The organism is Vreelandella sp. L-25, from assembly GCF_056857535.1.
In genome coordinates, this window is the sequence record NZ_JBSXNH010000058.1 from 70,601 (window position 1) to 91,767 (window position 21,167).

16 protein-coding genes are annotated in these 21,167 nt (G+C 56.3%); 6 read left to right on the plus strand and 10 right to left on the minus strand.

The window, feature by feature from the left end:
* Nucleotides 1–92: 92 nt before the first annotated feature.
* From AC13CN_RS06945 to uvrA, 6 genes are all read right to left on the minus strand, one after another.
* Nucleotides 93–710 (minus strand): hypothetical protein, encoded by a 618-nt coding sequence (locus tag AC13CN_RS06945; RefSeq protein WP_232068200.1) that lies wholly within the window; start codon nt 708–710, stop codon nt 93–95.
* An 806-nt stretch (nt 711–1,516) separates the two neighbouring features.
* Complete coding sequence (locus tag AC13CN_RS06950; protein ID WP_081139052.1) at nt 1,517–2,605, minus strand: TniQ family protein; 1,089 nt, start codon at nt 2,603–2,605, stop codon at nt 1,517–1,519.
* Nucleotides 2,605–3,489 carry a TniB family NTP-binding protein gene (locus tag AC13CN_RS06955; RefSeq protein WP_044630314.1) on the minus strand — a complete coding sequence of 295 codons (885 nt, stop codon included), beginning with the start codon at nt 3,487–3,489 and terminating at the stop codon, nt 2,605–2,607. The genes AC13CN_RS06950 and AC13CN_RS06955 overlap by 1 nt, the downstream gene beginning before the upstream one ends.
* The gene (locus AC13CN_RS06960; RefSeq protein ID WP_062360467.1) at nt 3,486–5,414 is read right to left on the minus strand and encodes a Mu transposase C-terminal domain-containing protein; all 1,929 of its coding nucleotides are present in this window, start codon (nt 5,412–5,414) and stop codon (nt 3,486–3,488) included. Before AC13CN_RS06960 ends, AC13CN_RS06955 begins: the two co-directional genes overlap by 4 nt.
* Complete coding sequence (locus AC13CN_RS06965; RefSeq protein WP_044630316.1) at nt 5,407–6,087, minus strand: heteromeric transposase endonuclease subunit TnsA; 681 nt, start codon at nt 6,085–6,087, stop codon at nt 5,407–5,409. The genes AC13CN_RS06960 and AC13CN_RS06965 overlap by 8 nt, the downstream gene beginning before the upstream one ends.
* Before the next feature lie 242 nt (nt 6,088–6,329).
* A complete protein-coding gene (gene uvrA, locus AC13CN_RS06970) occupies nt 6,330–9,179 on the minus strand; it encodes an excinuclease ABC subunit UvrA (RefSeq protein WP_044630317.1) in 2,850 nt (949 codons plus the stop codon).
* A 171-nt stretch (nt 9,180–9,350) separates the two neighbouring features.
* On the opposite strand from uvrA, the gene AC13CN_RS06975 reads away from it, so the two are divergent.
* The 4 genes from AC13CN_RS06975 to AC13CN_RS06990 all read left to right on the plus strand — a co-directional run bounded on the left by AC13CN_RS06975 (nt 9,351) and on the right by AC13CN_RS06990 (nt 13,100).
* A complete protein-coding gene (locus tag AC13CN_RS06975; RefSeq protein ID WP_228219018.1) occupies nt 9,351–10,730 on the plus strand; it encodes an MFS transporter in 1,380 nt (459 codons plus the stop codon).
* 79 nt (nt 10,731–10,809) lie between these two features.
* Entirely contained in the window at nt 10,810–11,400 is a 591-nt protein-coding gene (gene ssb, locus AC13CN_RS06980; RefSeq protein ID WP_062360470.1) for a single-stranded DNA-binding protein, read from the plus strand.
* 75 nt (nt 11,401–11,475) lie between these two features.
* Nucleotides 11,476–12,369, plus strand: coding sequence for a sugar nucleotide-binding protein (locus AC13CN_RS06985; protein WP_062360473.1), 894 nt, complete (start codon nt 11,476–11,478; stop codon nt 12,367–12,369).
* Nucleotides 12,366–13,100, plus strand: coding sequence for a lysophospholipid acyltransferase family protein (locus tag AC13CN_RS06990; protein ID WP_062360475.1), 735 nt, complete (start codon nt 12,366–12,368; stop codon nt 13,098–13,100). Before AC13CN_RS06985 ends, AC13CN_RS06990 begins: the two co-directional genes overlap by 4 nt.
* Before the next feature lie 61 nt (nt 13,101–13,161).
* Here AC13CN_RS06990 and fabB read toward each other — a convergent pair whose 3' ends face one another.
* Together fabB and fabA are read right to left on the minus strand one after the other, a co-directional pair.
* Nucleotides 13,162–14,379 (minus strand): beta-ketoacyl-ACP synthase I, encoded by a 1,218-nt coding sequence (gene fabB / locus AC13CN_RS06995; RefSeq protein WP_172515213.1) that lies wholly within the window; start codon nt 14,377–14,379, stop codon nt 13,162–13,164.
* Between the two features lie 12 nt (nt 14,380–14,391).
* Entirely contained in the window at nt 14,392–14,907 is a 516-nt protein-coding gene (gene fabA, locus AC13CN_RS07000) for a 3-hydroxyacyl-[acyl-carrier-protein] dehydratase FabA (RefSeq protein ID WP_054640890.1), read from the minus strand.
* A gap of 270 nt (nt 14,908–15,177) precedes the next feature.
* Between fabA and AC13CN_RS07005 the strand changes: the two genes are divergently transcribed.
* On the plus strand, nt 15,178–17,016 hold the full coding sequence (locus tag AC13CN_RS07005; RefSeq protein WP_213262451.1) for a putative bifunctional diguanylate cyclase/phosphodiesterase: 1,839 nt from the start codon (nt 15,178–15,180) through the stop codon (nt 17,014–17,016).
* 169 nt (nt 17,017–17,185) lie between these two features.
* Here AC13CN_RS07005 and phrB read toward each other — a convergent pair whose 3' ends face one another.
* A complete protein-coding gene (gene phrB, locus AC13CN_RS07010) occupies nt 17,186–18,598 on the minus strand; it encodes a deoxyribodipyrimidine photo-lyase (RefSeq protein WP_044630325.1) in 1,413 nt (470 codons plus the stop codon).
* A gap of 33 nt (nt 18,599–18,631) precedes the next feature.
* On the minus strand, nt 18,632–19,552 hold the full coding sequence (locus AC13CN_RS07015; RefSeq protein ID WP_201786213.1) for a MerR family transcriptional regulator: 921 nt from the start codon (nt 19,550–19,552) through the stop codon (nt 18,632–18,634).
* Between the two features lie 690 nt (nt 19,553–20,242).
* On the opposite strand from AC13CN_RS07015, the gene AC13CN_RS07020 reads away from it, so the two are divergent.
* Nucleotides 20,243–21,145, plus strand: coding sequence for a TIGR01777 family oxidoreductase (locus AC13CN_RS07020; RefSeq protein ID WP_062363407.1), 903 nt, complete (start codon nt 20,243–20,245; stop codon nt 21,143–21,145).
* Nucleotides 21,146–21,167: the final 22 nt, after the last annotated feature.

The window sequence follows — 21,167 nt, forward strand, 5'->3', positions numbered from 1 at the left end:
TAGGTAGAGAGCCATAGCCCCGTCCAAACGGCGGGGCGACATTCGCCTACAGAGTCGCGGGGCCCTCCAAGTGACTGCGCGCTATCAGTGTCTTAGCACTCAATATCCAGAGGCAGCCAGTAGGTAACGCCACCCACTACCACCTGTATCCCGTCTGTCGTCCGCTCTACGGTCTGTTGTCGAAGCATTTTCTGCGTTAATTTTGTGTCATGGAAATACTCCATGGCAGCAACGATCCATGCCTCCCTCCAGGCCTCTCCTTGATCAGCACACCGGGCCATCGTCATCAGGGTGCGGGCTAGTGTTTCTTTTCGCCGCTTTCTTGCCCGTTTTACATCCACCCGAGGAGCCAACGTGGTGGCATGTTGGCGATTTAAGAAATTAGTAAACCCCGTGACCGAGGCTGCTTGTCCGGGCACCGCATGCAAATAGTTGTCCACATCGCCCTGTTGAGGCAGTCGCTGCCCCTCCCGGTCAGTAGCGAGTAGCAATGCGGCTGCCGCTCTTAGTGCAAGTCGTGCGGAGGTGTGGGACGTTTTGCCCGCCTCTATACGGGTTTCCAATTGCAGCCAATAGGCTTGCAGCACTTGGTCTGATAGCGAAGCGAACGGCATAGAACTGAGACACGCTTGAATACGTCTTTTCTCTGAGTCGATCCGCTTTGCTTGGTGATCCGGCTCTACCCCTTGCTCTTCATGCAACCATCGCATGGGAAGCCTCACACGCCGCAAGCCCTCCGCCCCGAAGTGATGAAGTAGCTCCGAATAGCTCGGTATCCGTGACCATGCCTGGTCGAGCTCAAGGAAGAACGAGAAGAAATGATTGATCTTGAGGGCAGCCTTATGCGGCCCAGTGATACGAATCAGCCATTCACCAAATTCCCCAAAGGCCTCACTTAACGCTTTGGTAGTGATACCGGCTTGGCCAATGGTGATGCGTTTACGGCATGTTCGCGTCCAATAGCAGGGCTCACAGGCATCACCTCGACCCGCTGGCATGGGATTACCACACGATGGGCAGGCAATTTCCCCTTGCTCATTACAGGCTTTGCACAACGCATCCCCGTTGGGTGCCACCACCAATAAACGATGTCGACGACATGCAGAACAGGTACCGTGGTCTGCTGTCGAACAGCGTGGACATAAGCGATGATCATGCCCCATACGCGCCACTCGGGTAAGACGTTGAGATGCTTTCCCACACGCCTCGCAGGGCTCTGGTTCTTTGAAATAGGGAGCGCAGGCGATACAGACAGGGCCGTAGGGAGTGACCTTGCCGATGTTGTAGTCTGAACTGGCTTTTCCACATCGTGCACACGGTTTGTCAACGTTGCACTGACGACAGACGGCGTCTGGGTCATTCTTAGGCAGACGGGCTAACTCACCACATCGTGGGCACATCCGCCGCTTAAACACACGAGCATAGCAAGTTGAACAGTAGCCGTGCCCTTTATGGCGTCGCCACAATTTGGAGACTTCTCGGCCACACTCATCGCAGTCGACCGTTTGGTGTTGATTCAAGAGGTTGGCTCCGCTTTCATTCTGCGTTTTAAACGCGCCCATGAGGCTCTAACAGCGCGTTCCGACATGGGGCGACAAGCCGGGGGAACACGGCGGCGATGCGGCCCATGAGGGTGGTGAGATAACCGTGATAGCAGCGGCAACAACACAACGGGGGGCGACCTTCGGGGATCATGAAGCGCGCTCGTTTTGACATTGCACGCGACCAGAACGCTGAACGTTTCTTCAAGGCCCATACTGAGCAAGCGTTCCAACGCTACCAATAAGGCACTACGCTCGCTGACAGCCAGCAGCTCAAACGCCAGGCCAGACACAGGCATTCGGCAATCCGTAACCGAAATGCCCAATGAAAGAAGCGCATCGGCCAGGGGTGACACAGGCCGCCGACTTGCACGCCGTATAACGCCAATAAAAAAGGCCACCATAGAAAACCAATCGGCGGGTGCGATAGAGGCCTGCCTAAACGTCACCTTATCCTGTTCTAACACACGATCAGCCATCACTTGAACACTGAACGCTTCAGGTAAAGGCGACGTGCATACCGCCTTTCTAAAATCGTTATGACACCGGCTGCATTGAGCTAAATGTTGATCTTCCGCTGTCAGGCGATGGGGCTCTATAGGGGCCTTGCATGCTGGGCACTCATCTACCAGCTGCACCCCATGAAAGCGGCACCCAGTGTGCCAAGCGAATCGCCAGTGCCGGCGCAAGTAGGGGGTTGAGTCCTCTGCCAAGCACAACGTGCATACCTGTTGTCCTCCATGGCGGGTTCGATTTCGGCTGCCGAGTGCCAACAACCAGGGCCAAGTCCGGGTTTCCGGTAACGAGTAACCGACCACTTTCTCACAATCGTCCCGCATCCCCGCTTTCTGAAACTTAGCGGAAGATATCCCCGAGGCATTCACTAATGGGCGCATTCTTGCGAGGGGTATTTCCCTATCAATGTCCCTCGTCCATATACGCCATGTTGGCCAAATAGCCCCGGTGAGCGACAAAGGATCACACCCCTGTCGCAACGCCGCCCGAACGAGCCATGATGAAAGGGACTCCTCAGGCAGCAGGGGCACACTCAGCGCCCAGGTCATTACAGCATCACTTCTCTAATGCCACGGGTGGGCCGCACCCATGATTTACTCTGAATAATTTTCTCATCGATGCACTCAGCTCCAGACAAAATAGCGGCATTTGCACACTCAATCAGCAGCCGGTGCAGGTCACCCAAATTACCGCCAGAAATCGCGTGGAGCTGGGTCGCCAATTGGGGCTCATGCAGTTGGGAAGGATGTTTGAGAGGTAATATCTTCTCAAAGCCAGCGAGCAGCTTCTGAAACTCCTGATTGAGCTCCCACTTTGGTAACGCGACCACATCAAAGCGACTCGCATGCTGTGGGTCTGAATGCAGCACACGCACAGCATCTTGCGTCCCCACACCAACGATGGGAATCATTAGCTCATTGCATAAAAGCTTAATGGCATTCATCGTTTCGCGCTGCTTAACAGCACCACCGGTTAACAGAGAGTGAAACTCATCGATGATCAGTAAGCGCGTATGGCAAGCACGCAGTTGATGAATCACCTGGTAGCGCAGCTTGGGAACAGGATCTGTAGGCTGGTAGGGAGCCCAGAAACTCTCTAGCACTGCGATATACAGACTTTTCTCATCGGCACTCGGGGGAGCCTGAGTGACAACAACAGGCTTCACGGGCTCTACGTCTTCATTCACGTAGCCTTCACCGTACTGCTTACGAAACCGTTGAACGATGGTTGTCTTTCCGTTGTTGGAGTCACCCACGAGCAAGAGGTTAGGCATACGAGGACGACTGGGCTTCTCCATCAACCCACGCATGACCTCAATGACACGATTGGCCAATGGATAGCCCAACCAGCGCGGTTGATCCATAAACTCCATTCGCTCTTTAGCGGACAGCCCCAAGACGTGACGAAGATCAGGATGAAGGTGTGTGCTCATGCTATGTCCCAGTTCACATCGATATCACCCGTTAAAAGACCGTCCCCTTGAGCGGGTGTCTCTTTAGGGGCCGCAGTTGAGGGCGCATGTAAAAGGGGATCTGCAGGCGTCACCTTCTTCTCATGCTCTTTACGTCGTTGTGCCTGACGGCGACTTCGCTTAGTACGTGCTTGCGACTCCTCCACATGGGTTCGCAGCTCACTAATAGCGCGTAGAATTTCAGTCTCATTGACCGAGTTTCTTCCTTCCTGCCGAAGGCGCGCTTTAGCTTGGGCATACTCCCAAACACTCATCGAGGGGAGGGCAAGATTGGCAAAGGGCACGCGAAAATAGTGCCCGAGCTCCGGGTCTTTGAACCAAATGACACTAATGTCGCGAGGGTCGCGCCGGAAAACAAAGGTGCGTTTCTTGTCTGGCATGTCTGGATCTTTGGCATTGATCCAAGGTCTTAGCGCTTCATCGTAATAGTTTATGCCATCGATGGTCACACCAAAGGTCTGGATCGTACGCTGAAAGCTGGGCAAAAAATCGAGCAATACAGAGAGCCTGTCAGCAGGCCTCGGCGCTAATCCCACTCCCTGCACATCCGCATTGCCAAACACACCAATTTCCCACTTTTTCATCGGCGACATACCAATCCCAGAATGAAGGCGCTGGTGGTAAACCTTGCAAATCAACGTCACCAGCCACTCTTCAAACTCGCTTTTCGTCATGGCCGCGTGCTTCTCTGGATCGTATCCCTCTTTCTCTTTAATGGAGGAGAAGGTCGTCCCAGGCAGGTTATGGATTTCCTTTAGAAGAGAGCCCAGTACCCGCTCAATGTGGCCACCATAACGAGGCTGCTTAACAGGCCGAAACTCAAGGTTGACCCCATAGGCTAGGCATGAGCGCCGAAACGTCTCAGAGCGAAAATCTGGGCCGTTATCGACATGAATCGTGGCGGGTGTGCCCCATACCGGCCACTCAGCCTCCACATTATGCAGTAGCAACCACTCATCTTTAGGAAGCATGGAGTGCGCCACACACATGCCGACAGATGTTTCAGAGGGCGGGTCAAACGACAAGTAATACCCCGTGACCATGCGAGTAAACACGTCCATGGCCAACGTAATCCATGGGCGACCAATCGGCTTGCGATACACGTCATCGACCAAAATAATATCGGCAGGCGTGTGGTCAATCTGCATAACGGCTAACGGATAGTCCGCATTGGGAAATTTTCCGGCAGCCGGCTGGAACTTGTTAATGGCTTTGTCTCTAAAACCATGGCCACGCAACCGGTCACGCTCTGGGATATCACGCAGACGAGCACGAACGGTACCAGGGCTCGGCGGGTCGATGCGCCGTTCATGGCAGCGCCGCATGACTTCCTGTACCGCTTTTTGTGCGGACGGACGCTGCAGCGTCAAATACACCTCTTTGATGACTTCCTGAATCACTGCCTCGGCATGCGCGGGAATACGCGACTTTCCCTTCTTCCACCCTGGCTTTTGAGGAATCAATGCGAGCACCGAGCCCGTCGCTTTATACCGCTTCAACCAACGGTAGATCGTAGCCGTATCAACCCCCGTTTGTTTCGCACGCTCCTCCGCTGCATCCCGCCCCACCGTATGGCGATCCACCAAGGGCTTAATGATGGAAAAGCGATGCTCGGCCTCCCGCCAATCGGTATCCCCAATCTCGGACATATCCTGCTCAGGGGATACGGACCCGCTATTGAGAGGCGCTAGTTCTTTGATGCGAAGCGGGCAACTACGCCCGGACTCAACGGCAATGCCAATGACTGTCTCAAAATCGAGCACCTGGGAAATTCGGTAAACGGTGCCATCTTTCTGAACCTGCTCACCCACCATAATCTGCAAGTGTTGGCGTGTTTGGGCGACGCCGTTATTGGGTTCAGTTGCGCTGCCACGATGGTTATTCATAATCGGGTACCCATACCTCCGATAGAGGACTGAAGGATTGGGCCATATCGCAATCTAACTGCCGAGTCGCCAGTAGATGCCATAAATGCGCAATCCCCTCTGCCCGGTAAATATCGCCCATAAAGTGCCGAGAAAGCAGGTAATCCAAGGTCGCCACCCCCATTTCCCTCACCGTGTTGAGGACTGCCTGGCTTTCGACAGAGGGAAACACCATCCGCTTGTAGCGCGCTAGGAAGGTAATGTTGTCCAAGGTCTTATCACGAATGCGGCTTTCATCATGAATGCGAAACGCCCAGCCCTCATTGTTGGCATGCCGTATCGCCGCCTTCCATTTAGGCGACCATTCACGCCAATGTGCTTGCCACTTTTCCCGTGGTTTGACTTCCACCAGGAGAGGTTTCGGGTAGTCCTTGTAATGACGGTTACCGAGACGGTAATAAACTAAATAATCCGGCGTGTAGGTGTAACGCCTACCGGTCACTGGATGATGAAACGAGATCTCGCACGGCTGGGATATCACACCAAGGACGCTCACATCAAAGTCAGCCTTTATGAGGAAATCACGTTCGAGCGTCGACTCGAACGCAATAGACTCCTCCCCGCGAAAGGCATAGTAGCCAGACACACTTCGTCGGGTAGGGCCGATTTTACGAACAGATGTAGGCAGTGGCATGAGCAGTCGCACCAAATGTTGAATAAAACGTGGCCTGTCGCAGCAATTGCTATTAATTCTGTCGCATTCAATCCTGCATAGACTACCATAATAGCCCGATATTACGCCCTGAGGGTCGCACTAATTGCTGAAAATGACAACTGGACTTAAGCCTAGAATGTCCGCCAGCTGCTCCTGGGAGAGCGGCAGGCGGAATTGGCCACTAATATCGTGATTGGCTTCGGGCACCGGGTAGCTAAGCGCTAGGAAGTGGATGATGCGCGTTTGGCCCGCTCCAGTAGTGGCGCCAGGAAGCGCCCGGTATGCGAAACGCTCTGCTTGGCAATCTGCTCGGGCGTGCCCTCAGCAATAATTTGCCCGCCGCCAGAGCCACCTTCCGGTCCAAGATCAATGAGCCAGTCGGCGGTTTTGATCACATCCAAGTTGTGCTCAATCACGACAATCGTATTGCCGTGATCGCGCAGTCGGTGGAGTACGGTCAGCAGCTGGCGAATATCTTCAAAATGTAGGCCTGTGGTAGGTTCATCCAAAATGTAGAGCGTTTTGCCGGTGTCGCGCTTAGCTAGCTCTCGGGCCAGTTTGACACGCTGTGCTTCACCGCCGGATAACGTGGTGGCGCTTTGCCCTAAGCGAATATACGAGAGCCCTACGTCCATTAGCGTTTGCAGGCGGCGGGCAATGGCGGGCACCGGGCTGAAGAATGCCAGCGCGTCTTCCACGGTCATTTCCAGCACTTCGTGGATGGTCTTGCCTTTATAGTGAATATCCAGCGTTTCGCGGTTGTAACGCTTACCTTTACATACATCGCAGGGTACGTAGATATCCGGCAGGAAGTGCATCTCTACCTTGATCATGCCCTCGCCCTGACACGCTTCACAGCGCCCGCCCTTAACGTTAAAGCTGAAGCGGCCCGGCTTATAGCCCCGTGAGCGCGCCTCTTGGGTACCCGCAAATAGCTCGCGAATGGGCGTGAAAATACCGGTGTACGTCGCAGGGTTAGAGCGCGGCGTACGGCCAATGGGGCTCTGGTCGATATCGATCACTTTATCGAGCTGATCAAGCCCTTCAACCTTCTCATAGGGCGCTGGGGTCAAGGTGGTGGCGCGGTTAAGCTCACGGGCGGCAATGGGCATCAGCGTGCCGTTAATCAGCGTTGATTTACCCGAGCCAGAAACCCCCGTCACGGCAATAAACAGCCCCAAAGGCAGGCTCAGCGTGACGTTTTGCAGGTTATTGCCTGTCGCGCCGCGCACGACCAACTGCTTTTCCGGATTGCTGGGAATACGGTAGGGCGGCACGGCGATTTCACGAGTGCCGGAAAGATACTGACCGGTGAGCGAGTTGGGGTTATCCATCACTTGCTGGGGCGTGCCTTGGGCGACGATTTCACCGCCATGCACACCAGCACCGGGGCCGATATCCAGCACATGGTCTGCCGCGCGAATGGCGTCTTCGTCGTGTTCGACCACAATCACGGTATTGCCCAGGTCGCGCAGTCGCTCCAGGGTTTTCAACAGGCGGTCATTGTCCCGCTGATGCAGGCCGATAGAGGGCTCGTCCAGAATGTACATGACGCCCACCAGCCCCGCGCCGATTTGGCTAGCCAGACGGATACGCTGGGCTTCGCCGCCGGAGAGGGTGTCGGCGCTGCGCTCTAGGTTCAGGTAGTCCAGGCCCACGTTGACCAGGAACTCTAGGCGCGCGTGAATCTCGTTGACGATCTTGTCGGCAATTTCGCCTTTACGCCCCGGCAGGGCCAGCTCGGCAAAGTAGCGCCACGCGTCGCCAATCGGCAGGTGAACGATATCCGCAATGTTGTGGTCATCCACGTACACATGGCGCGACTCTTTGCGCAGCCGCGAGCCGCCGCAGGTGGTACACGGCTGCACGGCGATATACTTGGCGAGATCATCACGCACCATGTTGGATTCGGTTTCCCGATAGCGGCGCTGCATGTTGGGCAGCACGCCTTCAAAGGCATGCTCCCGGGTGACTTTGCGGCCGCGATCCCCCACGTACACGAACGGAATTTGCTCATTGCCGCTACCGTTGAGGATGATCTCACGCTCGTGGCGAGCCAGCTCCTGCCAGGGGGTTTCCAGCTCGAAGCGGTAGTGCTTGGCGAGTGCCTGCAACTGGGTGAAATAGTAAATGTTGCGCCGATCCCAGCCTTTAATGACGCCTTCTGCGAGGGAAAGCTCTGGATGGCTAATCAGCTTATCTGGGTCAAAGTACTGCTGAACGCCGAGGCCATCACAGGTAGGGCAGGCGCCCGCAGGGTTGTTAAAAGAGAACATGCGCGGCTCAAGCTCTGAGAGCGAGTAGCCACATACCGGGCAGGCAAAGCGCGAGGAGAAGGCGAGGTCTTCCTGCTCGCCATCCATAAAGTGAATCATCGCCGTGCCGTCGGCCAGGTTTAGCGCGGTCTCAAACGATTCCGCTAAGCGCTGGGCGATATCGTCGCGCACTTTAAAGCGGTCCACTACCACGCTGATATCGTGTTTTTTACGCTTATCCAATGGTGCGATGTCGTCGAGTTCGAGCACTTGACCGTCGATCTGCACCCGCACGAACCCCTGGGCACGCAGCTCGCTGAGCAATTGTAAATGCTCGCCTTTGCGGCCCTTCACCATAGGGGCCAGCAGCATTAGCTTGGTGCCCTCGGCGAGGTTCATCACTTGATCGACCATCTGCGAAATGGTCTGGGCTTCTAAGTCTTCACCGTGCTCTGGGCAACGGGGCGTGCCTGCGCGGGCAAACAGCAGACGCAGGTAGTCGTAGATTTCGGTGATAGTGCCCACGGTTGAGCGCGGGTTGTGGGAGGTGGATTTCTGCTCAATAGAGATCGCAGGAGAGAGACCTTCGATGTGGTCCACATCGGGCTTCTCCATCATCGAGAGGAATTGGCGTGCATAGGTAGAGAGCGACTCCACGTAGCGACGCTGCCCCTCGGCATAGAGCGTGTCAAACGCCAGCGATGACTTACCGGAACCGGAAAGCCCGGTAATGACGATAAGCTTGTCGCGAGGCAGCTCCACATCGATCTGCTTGAGGTTGTGGGTGCGGGCACCCCTGACCAGAATGCTGTCCATCAACACCTCGAATCGCGTGGCAAAAGCGTAATTATACGATTGCTGTCCCCTTCCCGGCAAAACTGTCTCTGCCTGCGTCACCGCGCTTGGCGTTTCCAGCGTGATGACAAAGCGCTAGAATGGGGGGTTACCTCAGGCCGTTCTGGCCCATCCACCATACACAAGGGCACTATGCGCAAGGTTTCCGCACTGCTGCTGGCCGCTGAACGCCGTGCAATCAGCGGCTTGGCCGGCCTTTATGCGTCTCGTATGCTGGGACTGTTCATGGTTCTGCCGGTGCTCGCGCTTTATGCCGACACGTTGACAGGCGCTACGCCGCTACTGGTTGGCGTGGCGTTAGGCATTTATGGCTTAACCCAGGCGACGCTGCAAATCCCGTTTGGTTTGCTCTCTGACCGCATTGGTCGTAAGCGTGTCATTGCGATGGGGCTGCTGATTTTTGCTTTTGGCAGCGTGGTAGCGGCCATGGCAGATAGCATTGGCGGGGTAATTTTAGGTCGCGCCCTTCAGGGGGGCGGTGCCGTGGCGGCCGCCATAATGGCTCTATTGGCAGATCAAACCCGCGAGCAGGTACGCACGGCGGCCATGGCCACCATTGGCCTTTCGATCGGCGTATCGTTTGCCATTGCCATGGTGCTTGGCCCTTGGTTAGCCTCCTGGGCGGGGCTCTCTGGGGTGTTTTGGTTTACCGCACTCCTAACATTGGTGGGACTGTTAGTCCTTTGGCGCTGGGTGCCGCCTGCGCCGCGCCGGTTACGCCACCGTGACGTAGGGCTGGACCGGAAGCAGTTTAAAAGTGTGATTACCCGGCCGGATTTGTGGCGGCTTGATCTATCGATTTTTGCGCTGCATCTTGTCCTCATGGCAATCTTTGTGGCTATCCCCTTCCGCTTACTCAATGCGGGGGTAGCAGTGGAGTACCATGGATTAGCCTACCTAGGCATTATGGCACTCTCTTTTGTGGCGATGGTGCCGCTGGTGATCATAGCGGAAAAGCGCCAGCGTATGAGGCTGATGTGCCTATTGGCGATTGGAGCCATCGCTGCCAGCCTAGCCAGCCTAGGGTTGTCGCTTTCCCAGGGGCATTGGCTGTTTGTTTGGCTATTTGTTTTCTTTACCGGCTTTAATTTGCTGGAGGCAACGCTGCCTTCCATGCTTAGCAAGTTGGCCCCAGCGGGTGCTAAGGGCACCGCAATGGGGGTGTATTCCACCAGCCAGTTTCTCGGCGCTTTTTTAGGTGGCACGTTGGGCGGCTTGCTGGCGAATACCTGGGGGCTTAACGCGGTATTTATTGGTTGCGCGGTGCTAGCGCTGGCGTGGTGGGTAGCCATGTGGCGGATGCCTTCTCCTCCGCCGCTCTCCAGCAAGGTGGTGGCGTTACACGATACGCAGCCTGATGCGATCAACTTATTGATGGAGCATCTTGCCGACGTGGTTGGTGTGGAAGATGTGATGGTCGTGCCGGAGGAGCGCCTCATGTATTTGAAGGTAAACCGCAAAGAACTCGATCAAGCGGCGCTGGCAAAACTGATTCCACCGCCGCGACCCTAAAGAATGAGCGCTCACCTGCTAAAAACAGCAGGTAGCGACCTACTCAGTTATTTGTCCGATTACGTAAAGGAGCGACCTCATGGCGCGCGGTATTAACAAAGTTATTTTGATTGGCAACCTGGGCCAAGATCCTGAAGTGCGATTCACCCCTTCTGGCACAGCGGTAGCAAACTTAAACCTAGCCACTTCCGATACCTGGATGGATCGCCAAAGTGGCCAGCGCCAGGAGCGCACCGAGTGGCATCGCGTGGTGCTATTCAACAAAACCGCTGAAATCGCCCAGCAGTACCTTAAAAAAGGCTCAAAAGTGTATATTGAGGGCCGCCTGCAAACGCGCAAATGGCAGGACCAGAACGGTCAAGATCGTTACAGCACGGAGATCGTGGCTAACGATATGCAAATGCTGGATAGCCGTGGCGGCGACTTCCAGGGCGGTGGTGCCCCGCAGGGTGGCTACGCTCAGCAGGCCCCGGCTCAGCAAGCGCCTCCTCAACAGAACTATGGCCAAAACCTGCCCCAGCAGGGCGGCTACCCGCCTCAGGGTGGGGCCCCTCAGCGAGGTGGACAGCCAGCGCCGCAGCAGCAGCCGGCACCGAATAACCAAAACAACAGCTATGGCGCCCCCGATCCGGGTAATTTTGATGATTTCGACGACGAAATTCCGTTCTAGAAAGTACCTTACACACGTTCGTCGATGCGTGGCGCAGTTGCCGCCACGGTTTTGGGTTGAGGGGGAGAGGCTGTCTTGAAGCTGCTGATACTAGATGCCGGGCACTGCTTAAGTTTAGCGCTAGCCCGTGAAGCGAGCCGGCGCGCGGATACCGAGCTAGTCATTGAGCAAGGCCTTGCTGTTTCGCCGAGTCAGCTACAGGCGATAGCGCCCGATGCGGTGCTCATTCCCCCGCTGGCGCACCCGCTGAGCATGACGCCCGCCGAGGTGAAAGCCCATGCGGATGCCGTTGATCGCTGTGTGGATGCCTGCCAAGCCCAAGACGTGGCGCTGGTGTGGTGTGTCTCGGATCAGCTCTATGAAGAGGGATTTGATATCCCGATTGATGAGCATGTCGTGCCTGCCCCACGTGATGAGTGTTTGCGTCGATTGGTGCAAACAGGCGATCGTATCCGTGCCGAATACCATCGCCATCTGATTGTGCGCTTAGGGCCGCTGTTTGCGTTGGAAGGTAGCCACGCCTGGCTAAGTGAAATTATCGACAGCTTTATCACGGGGCAGACGGTGCGCGCAGCAGAGGACGTAGTGTTTTGCCCCACCTCTGCCGACGCGGTCGCCATGGCGTTGATTGGCATGCTACAGCAGCAGGCCTGCGGCGCTGACGCCTGGGGAGCCTATCATTTGGCGGGCACTGAGCCGGTCAGTGCGTTCACTTTTACATCAATGGTGCGTACTCAGCTGGCCACTCACCTAGAAGGGCGTGGCGAACATATTGATTTAGGGGAGATACAGGCCCTTAATCATCATCACGACGCCAAGCTGCGTCGGGTATTAAACTGCCGTCGAGTGTTGGATGTTTTTGGTGTGCATCAAAAACCTTGGCGGCTGGAAGTGGGACGCATGCTAGATGCGTGGTGCTTAACCCGTGACCAGCAGCGTGATGACGTTGGGACAGGAGAGTCAGTTTGATCAATGTGGGTCGCAGCCTGCTGTTTTATTTAGGTTATTTCACTGCCATGCTGCTCATTGGGGTGCTTTTTTTACCCATCGCACCGTTTCTGCCACTGGCGGCTCGCTATCGGCTGTTGAATCTCTACAACTACTTCTTGATGGTGTGGTTCCGCATTGCCTGCGGTGTGCGCTATGAGATTCAGGGGCGGGAAAATATCCCGTCAGGGCCCTGCGTCATTCAAGCCAATCACCAGTGTGAGTGGGAGACGCTCTTTCTGCAGGTGATGAAGCCGCCGGTGTGCACCGTGCTCAAGCGCGAGCTGCTGCGCATTCCCGTTTTTGGGTGGGGGCTGCGCTTGCTACGCCCGATCAGTTTGGATCGCTCCAAGCCCGCGCGAGCCATGAAACAGGTGCTGACGCAGGGCGTCGAACGCCTGGGCACTGGCCTGTCTGTCCTGATTTTCCCAGAGGGCACGCGGGTAGATCCTGGCGTGCGCAAGCGCTATAACAAAAGCGGTAGTGTCGTTGCTTGCCGAGCCGGTGTGCCGGTGCTTCCCGTCGCTCACAATGCCGGTGAGCGCTGGCCTGGTCGTCACTGGGTCAAGCGCCCGGGTGTACTGCGGGTGCGCATTGGAGAGCCCATTGAGACCTCCGGGCGTACGCCCGATGAAGTCTTGGAAGATGTAGAGGCTTGGATAGAGGGTCAGCTACAGGAAATTTCAGAGGTGCCACGGCCAGCGTCTCGCTAATCGTTTTATAACGCAAAACGGCGCCTCGAAAGGCGCCGTTTTTATGCTGCTTAAGTGCTGATCAACCGTTATAGCGCTGGAAGACTAAGCAAGCGTTCGTACCGCCAAAGCCAAAGCTATTAGACAGCACGCGGTCGATGGTGACGTTATCGCGACGCTGGGTCACAATATCGAAGCCATCGGCCTGCTCATCCAGCTGATCAACGTTTGCCGAGGCAGCTACAAACTTGTGCTGCATCATCAACAGTGAGTAGATGGCTTCTTGTACGCCTGTTGCTCCTAGGGAGTGGCCCGTTAGCGACTTGGTCGAGCTCATAGCAGGCGTTGAGTTGCCAAACACATTGCGGATGGCCTTCAACTCAGCCATATCACCAACCGGCGTAGAGGTGCCGTGGGTATTGATATAGTCGATATCGCCCTGCACGGTCGCCATCGCTTGCTGCATACAGCGTGTAGCACCTTCGCCAGAGGGAGCCACCATGTCGTAGCCATCAGACGTTGCGCCATAGCCCACCAGCTCGCCGTAAATCTTCGCGCCACGAGCTTTGGCATGCTCCAGCTCTTCAAGCACCAGCATGCCGCCGCCGCCAGCGATCACAAAGCCGTCGCGCGCCTGGTCGTAGGGGCGAGAAGCCTTGTCAGGCGTGTCGTTATAGTGCGTAGAGAGAGCACCCATGGCGTCGAACAGACACGACAGCGTCCAGTGCTCCTCTTCGCCACCGCCAGCAAAGACGACGTCCTGCTTGCCTAGCTGGATCTGCTCCATGGCATTGCCGATACAGTGAGCTGAGGTTGCGCAGGCGGAAGAGATTGAGTAATTCACACCTTTGATTTTAAACGGCGTTGCCAAGCACGCAGACACTGTGCTGCCCATGGTGCGGGTAACACGGTAGGGGCCTACGCGGCGCAGGCCTTTCTCGCGCATGGCGTCGGCAGCTTCAACTTGGTTGGCGCTTGATGCCCCCCCCGAGCCTGCAATCAGCCCCGTACGCACGTCAGAAACCTGGGCTTCAGTTAGCCCGGCGTCTTCGACTGCTTGAGCCATGGAGACATACGCATAGGCTGCTGCGTCGCCCATAAAGCGGCGCAGTTTGCGGTCGATTAACGCGTCCAAGTCGATATCAACGCTGCCTGCTACATGGCTACGGAAGCCACGCTCAGCGTACTCTTCCTTAAAACGAATACCGCTGCGCCCGTTTTTGAGCGCGTCTAGGACCTGTTGCTGGTCGTTACCTAAGCACGACACGATGCCAAGGCCGGTGACTACCACTCGTCGCATGGGAGCCTCCTGTTAGAAATTCGCAGTGGAGGTGAATAGGCCAACGCGCAGGTCATTAGCCTGGTAGATGTCGCGTCCGTCAACGGACACGGTGCCGTTAGCAATGCCTAGGATAAGCCGACGAGTGATGACGCGCTTCATATTAATGCGATACGTCACTTTTTGTGCATCGGGCAAAATTTGGCCGCTGAACTTCACTTCGCCACAGCCTAGCGCACGGCCACGGCCAGGATGGCCAAGCCATCCCAGATAGAAGCCCACCAGCTGCCACATCGCATCAAGCCCTAAGCAGCCGGGCATCACTGGATCTCCTGGGAAGTGGCAATCAAAAAACCACAGATCAGGTGTGATATCCAGCTCGGCGATCAGTTCGCCCTTGCCATGCTCACCGCCCTCTTCGTGAATGTGCTTAATGCGATCAAGCATCAGCATGTTAGGAGCTGGCAACTGTGCATTGCCGGGGCCAAATAGTTCGCCGCGCGAGCAGGCCAGCAGTTCTTCGCGATCAAAGGAATGTTGCTTGGTCACTGAGTCGTTCCGAGTATGAAGATGATTGTTGCGCCTAGTCTACTTCCCGAAACCGCTGAATGCACGTCGCGAGCGGCTTATCGTAACGTTCTAACACTTTTTAATGGGTTGCCGATAATCCAGGTTGCCTTATTGTGTTGTTCGGATTAGTGAATTCGCCCAATAAACGGTGTATTGACGTAATATGCTCTATCCAAGATTTTAGTGAGACGGCATGATGTCGTCATCGTTTGTTTTTGTTAGTGACTGATCAGGACAACAAGAATCGCCATGTGGCTGCCTGTCTCTCTTAATCGCCCGTTGGTATGGGTGGCGCTGATGGCGCTACCTGCCTGCGTGTGGATCCCCGGTGCGGCGCTGCGTATGGTCGCGGCTAGCTTCGTTACTTTAGGCTTGTGGGATGCTTGGAACCAAGTGCGTCAGCAGCGTCTGCGCCTGCGCCTTTCACAGGATGCGTTGGGGTTGTCTGGTGATGCGGTGGTCATTAGTGATGTCCAAAACCGTGTGCTAGCGGTGAATCCGGCGTTTACCGAAATTACCGGTTATGAAAGCCAAGAGATGATAGGCCGAAAACTAGACACCCTGGCGGCTCAGCGCCATGACAAAGCGTTTTATGAAAACTTTTGGAGCACCCTAAAAGCCACTGGGCGGTGGGAAGGCGAAATGTGGAACCGTCGCAAACATGGCGATGAGTACCCTGAATGGCTCAAAGTGCGTGCCGTCACCGACAAGCGAGGCAAAATCACCCACTTTATCAGCTGGTTCTCCGATATTTCGGCACAAAAAGCTCGTGAGAACGATTTAAGGCGTATCGGCTATGAAGATCCGCTAACAGGCCTACCTAACCGGCGTCGCTTGCATGACTTAATGGCGTCCAGGCTGCGCCACCTGCGTGCAGGTGAAAGCTTGGATATGGCGTTGATTGATATTGACGGACTTAAGTCGGTTAACGATAGCTTAGGCGTTGAGCAGGGCGACCGGCTGCTGGCTCGATTTGCCCAGCGGCTCACCAGCTATATGGCGGGAAGCGTAGTGGGGCGGCTGGGTGGTGATGAGTTTATGGTGATTCGCACCACCACCTTTGATGACCACGACAAGTGGCTAGGGAATCTGCGCGACCATATGTGCCGCCCCTTCGAGATTAATGAACAGTCGCTACGATTAGGCCTCACCATTGGTAGCTGCCGTGCGCCGGAAGATGGTCAAGATTCCAGCGTGCTGTTTCAGCGTTTAGAGTCAGCGCTTTACAGCGCCAAGCGGCTGGGTCGCAACCACAGCCTGCGGTTTTGCCCCGCGCTGGATAAACAGGATAATCCCCAATTAGCATTAGTCAGCGACCTGCGTGCCGCGCTGATCTCCGGTGACCAGTTAGAGCTTCACTACCAAACCCAACACCATCCCGGTAGCGGTGAGTTGGTAGGTATGGAAGCACTGCTGCGCTGGCGTCACCCCAAAGGTGGCATGATATCGCCGGGAGAGTTTATTCCCCTGGCCGAGCGTCACGGCTTGATGGCAGAGTTAGGCAGTTGGGTGATCGAAAAGGCCTGTGCTCAGCAAGCGCATTGGCAAAATAGCGGCATGCCGAAGACCACTGTTTGGGTCAATATCTCTGCCCTTCAGCTCTTTCAGGGCGATCTAGAAACCCAGCTAGCCACCTGTCTTGAGCGTTACCAGCTAGAGCCGTCACAACTTGGTTTGGAGCTGACCGAATCGGTGTTACTAGACGAACGAGCAGGGGACATGGGGCCACGTCTGCAGGCACTAAGAGAGCTTGGCTACTCAATCGCTATTGACGACTTTGGCACCGGCTACTCGTCGCTGGGATATTTGAAGCGGCTACCAGTAGATAAAATTAAATTAGATCGCGCTTTTATTAGCGAGTTGCCCAACGACCAAGCAGATGCCGCGATTGTTACAGCGGTACTGGCCATGGCAAAAGGCATGGGGCTGGAAGTGATCGCCGAAGGAGTCGAAACCCAGGCCCAGTGTCAGTTCCTGGTAGAAGCAGGCTGCACCCTGGTACAAGGATTTTACTTTGCTAAACCGATGCCCGCCGCCGAGCTTGAGCAGCGCTGGGCACCGCTAACGCAGGCAGAAGGCGCATATTAATTAATCGCTAGCGGCTAAACGCTGAATGTAACGGCTGATGCCCCAGCAGAGCGCTGCCCAGATGACGGCCTGTGCTGGAAGTAGCCACGGTGCCAAGCTAACGTTTGCTAGCGCTGCACCGCCTAAAATAGCGGCGGGACGCCGCTATGGAGAGGTGCTGAGGTTAACGTTATTTGGAGAGCGCTTTGAAGGCATCCAGCGCCCGCTGGCGAGCCGCTTTGTGGTCAACGATGGGCGCTGGGTAGTCAATCGGGTTGAGCATGTCCTGAGGCGGCGCATGGCGCGCTTTGGCAGGCAACGTCTTGAGCTCGGGTAGCCACTGAGCAATAAATTCGCCGCCTGGGTCGAAGCGCGTGGATTGGGTCGTGGGGTTGAAAATGCGGAAGTAAGGTGCCGCATCGGTACCCGTTGAGGCTGCCCACTGCCAGCCGCCGTTATTGGCGCAAAACTCGCCATCGACCAAGTGGCGCATAAAAAAGGCTTCGCCCCGCCGCCAGTCAATCAGCAGATGCTTGCTGAGAAACATGGCCGTAATCATTCGCAGACGATTGTGCATCCAGCCGGTCGTCACTAGCTGGCGCATGGCGGCATCCACAATCGGATAACCGGTGCGGCCTTCGCACCAGGCGGCAAACCCTTCGTCGTCATCCCGCCATTGCAACTGCTTGGTGTGCGCTTGAAACGGCTGGTAGCGGCATACCTGAGGAAAGCCGACCGCGACATGCTGATAAAACTCGCGCCAGATGAGTTCGTTTACCCAGGTGGTAAGGCCTGCATCGCCATCGGCAAGGTGCCCGCCATTTTCGCTCATGACCGCTTGCAGGCACTGGCGGTGGGAAATAACGCCCAGCGCTAAGTAGGGCGAAAGCTCGCTCGTGCCGCGCACCTTAGGAAAGTCACGCTGATCTTTATAGTGACGCCCCCGAAAGCGTAAAAAGCGCTCAAGGTTATCGCTGGCAGCATTTTCACCCGCAGGCCAGAGACGCCCATCCAGCGGCTCATCCTCTAGCGTTGGCAGTGCTGGTAATGGATCACTGTCAATGGCTAGCGGTGACTGCGCGCTGGGCGTGTCGCGCAGGGCTAACTGCTCGGCGGTAACTTGCTTGTGCCACGCTTTTGAAAACGGGGTGAAGACGCCGTAGTAGTCGCCTTTGCCTGTCAGCAAGGTACCGGGGGCAAACGCCACCGCGTCGTGATGGCCTTGGGCGGTAATACCGACCTGCTGAAAAGCCTCCAGTACCGACTGGTCGCGGCGCTGCTCGTTCAGCGGATACTCATAATTGAAGTGGAGCTGCTTGATGCCATGTTCGCGGGCAACCTCTAAAAGCGCCTTGGGGGCGTCGTCGAAACGCCCAATATCGCGATGCAACAGCGGAATATTCAAGCCATTGAGCGAGGCCTTAAGCGCGCTAACACCACGCGCCCAGAAATCGAGCTTATTTGCGCCGTGGCCGTGGTCACGCCACTGCTCAATGCTACGCAAAAAAACCGCCACTACCGGCCCTTTGGCGGCAGCGGCGGCGAGTGCGGAATTGTCATGAATACGTAGATCGCTGCGAAACCAAACAAGCTGCAGGTTCATGCAAAGTCCTTAGGGTGGCGACTTTTCGTACGCTTAAAGAATGCCTGATTCACGCAGAAGAGGGCGTAGCCGGGCGATCGCCTGGGGTAGATCGTCGCCCAGCATATGAACAGGACCATCGCGCAGATCGTTCTCACGCAGGCGCGCGACTTCACCGCATACGCCGATAGGCACGCCCAGCGCTTCAGCGGCTTTGGGTAGCGCTACGCGAATATAGTTGTCGCATTCCCGCTGGCCGCTAGAGAGCAGAACCATTGAGGAGTGCAGGCGAGACACCGCTTGTGCAAGGTCTTCGAGTGCCAGCGAATGATCAAACAGCTGGACTCGGTAGCCCTGCTCGCTGGCCATCAGTGCACTCATCAGTACCCACAGCGGGCCAGGATCGTCGGGCATGGCGCTGAGCAGAATCAGCGGGCCGCGGGTTGCCTGGTTGGCGTAGTGCAGGCGAGTACCCACCTGACTACGCAAAAAGGCCTCAAAGGTGCGGCGCACCAAATCATCTGGCTGCGCCGCCCATTTAGCTTCTAGGGTCAGAATGACGGGCTGCCACAGCTCGTTAATCGCCACGCTTAGCGGATAGAGCGCTAGGCTTTGATGGTAGAGCGCTTCCAGCTTGGGAAGGTCGACGGCTTCAATGACCGCCAGAAGCTGCTGGCGCTGGCTAGACCAGTCCCCGGCATCTGGGGCGGGGGCCTCTACCGTTTCGGGCTGGTCAAGCAGGTCGGCGACCTGGCTGACCGGCACGCCTCGGTTGAGCCACTGGAGAATGCGTTCAATACGGCTGATATCGTCCTGGGCATAGAGCCGGTGACCCTTAGGGGTCCGCTGTGGGCGAATTAATCCGTAGCGTCGCTCCCAGGCGCGCAGGGTGACCGAGTTCACACCCGTTAAGCGGGAAACTTCCCGAATCGGATAGAGCGGGGTATCGGGTGGGTGGGTCGCCTTGTTGCTCATGGGCGCCATTGCCTCTTGGTTGCCTGCAACAAGCGCTGCAGGGGTCTGTCAATAATTGCGGTGGCCGTGTTGTCGCGCCAGTTCGGCGCTAGGCCACTTAGTCGTGTAGCGGTTTGCTGAATAGCACCTAATCGGTTAGATAGGGTCACGCTATTATAGGCACCTTTGTACAACTTGTGGCTACTAGGTACAACCTTTGCTGTGTCCCTTTGGGTGTAGCCTCGCGTTAGCTTCCATTAGACCGACCGGCCTAATAATGCCTCTCCCAACTCGTCATCGGAGAGCCATGCATCCTCCACGCGGCTGCCACGAAAGCTGCCGCCGTATAGCCATAAACCGCGCTCGCTGTATAAGAATGACTGACTGCCCGCAGCGCTTTTGCCTGGGGAGGCGGCGCGCTGATCACCACATGATCGAAGTGGCCATACTGTTCAGTCGGCAACTTTGCTCGCAAAGGTGGGCGCGGTGGAGGGAGTGAAGGTTACACTTGCCGGTTCAGCCATAAATCCTCGCGAGTAAGGTAGTGCTCAACTAAATTTATTGTAGCAGTTATGTATAAATATTGTACAATTAAGCGCTATGCAACGTGCGCGACGGTGCGGTGACCACTTTTTGATATCAACCATCTGATGGATCAGTAGTGGCGACTACGCTGGCGCAAGTGACGTCCAACGCCAAAGGAGTGACACCATGCGGGTATTAATTACCGGGGGAAGCGGCTTTGTAGGCCAACGGCTCTGCCAACAGCTCATTGCCCAGGGGCACGATGTACAGGTGGTATCTCGCACGCCCCACGACGTGCGGGGAAAACTACCCAAGGCATGCGATATCCGTGATAGTGCCCAAGCCTTTGTGGATACACCGCCGGATGCGTTGGTAAACCTAGCGGGGGAGTCCATCGCGGCAAAGCGCTGGAGCGCCGAGCAGAAAGAGCGGCTGATTCGTTCACGGGTGGAAAGTACTCAGCAGCTGATTGCGCTCTGTGAGCAGCTGGCGGCCAATGGTCAGCCCTTACCGAAAGTGATGGTGAGCGGTTCGGCCATGGGCTATTACGGTGATCAGGGCAGCAAAGTGGTGGATGAATCCACCACGCCCCATGACGAGTTCGCGCATCGGTTGTGCGCTCAGTGGGAAGCGGCGGCCAAGCCCGTGGAGACGATGGGCATCCGGCTGGCGATTCTGCGTATTGGGCTGGTGCTCGAAGCGGGGGGCGGTACACTGCAGAAAATGCTGCCGCCGTTCAAACTCGGCCTAGGCGGGCGGTTTGGTGATGGTCAGCAGTTCATGCCCTGGATTCACCGGGATGACTTGGTGGCGGCGATTATGTTTCTGATCAACGAACCGACCTTGTCAGGTACCTTTAACGGCAGCGCGCCCCACCCAGTGACCAACGTTGAATTTACCCAAACGCTGGCCAAGCAATTGCATCGTCCGGCCATGTTTCCGGTGCCCGCGTTCGTGCTGAAAGCGGGCTTTGGGGAGATGTCACAACTGCTGCTTACCGGTGCGGATATGCGCCCGGCGCGCTTGAGCGAGGCAGGCTTCCATTTCCAGTACCCGACGCTGAAGCAAGCGCTGGCGGCGATTTTATAGCGCCACCAGCGGGTACTTGCCT

Excerpts from the sequence above, each read along its gene's own strand:
- AC13CN_RS06945 (WP_232068200.1), bottom strand. The coding sequence starts at position 710 with ATGCGATGGTTGCATGAAGAGCAAGGGGTAGAGCCGGATCACCAAGCA.
- AC13CN_RS06950 (WP_081139052.1), bottom strand. The coding sequence starts at position 2,605 with ATGACCTGGGCGCTGAGTGTGCCCCTGCTGCCTGAGGAGTCCCTTTCA.
- AC13CN_RS06955 (WP_044630314.1), bottom strand. The coding sequence starts at position 3,489 with ATGAGCACACACCTTCATCCTGATCTTCGTCACGTCTTGGGGCTGTCC.
- AC13CN_RS06960 (WP_062360467.1), bottom strand. The coding sequence starts at position 5,414 with ATGAATAACCATCGTGGCAGCGCAACTGAACCCAATAACGGCGTCGCC.
- AC13CN_RS06965 (WP_044630316.1), bottom strand. The coding sequence starts at position 6,087 with ATGCCACTGCCTACATCTGTTCGTAAAATCGGCCCTACCCGACGAAGT.
- uvrA (WP_044630317.1), bottom strand. The coding sequence starts at position 9,179 with ATGGACAGCATTCTGGTCAGGGGTGCCCGCACCCACAACCTCAAGCAG.
- AC13CN_RS06975 (WP_228219018.1), top strand. The coding sequence starts at position 9,351 with ATGCGCAAGGTTTCCGCACTGCTGCTGGCCGCTGAACGCCGTGCAATC.
- ssb (WP_062360470.1), top strand. The coding sequence starts at position 10,810 with ATGGCGCGCGGTATTAACAAAGTTATTTTGATTGGCAACCTGGGCCAA.
- fabB (WP_172515213.1), bottom strand. The coding sequence starts at position 14,379 with ATGCGACGAGTGGTAGTCACCGGCCTTGGCATCGTGTCGTGCTTAGGT.
- AC13CN_RS07005 (WP_213262451.1), top strand. The coding sequence starts at position 15,178 with ATGTGGCTGCCTGTCTCTCTTAATCGCCCGTTGGTATGGGTGGCGCTG.
- phrB (WP_044630325.1), bottom strand. The coding sequence starts at position 18,598 with ATGAACCTGCAGCTTGTTTGGTTTCGCAGCGATCTACGTATTCATGAC.
- AC13CN_RS07015 (WP_201786213.1), bottom strand. The coding sequence starts at position 19,552 with ATGAGCAACAAGGCGACCCACCCACCCGATACCCCGCTCTATCCGATT.
- AC13CN_RS07020 (WP_062363407.1), top strand. The coding sequence starts at position 20,243 with ATGCGGGTATTAATTACCGGGGGAAGCGGCTTTGTAGGCCAACGGCTC.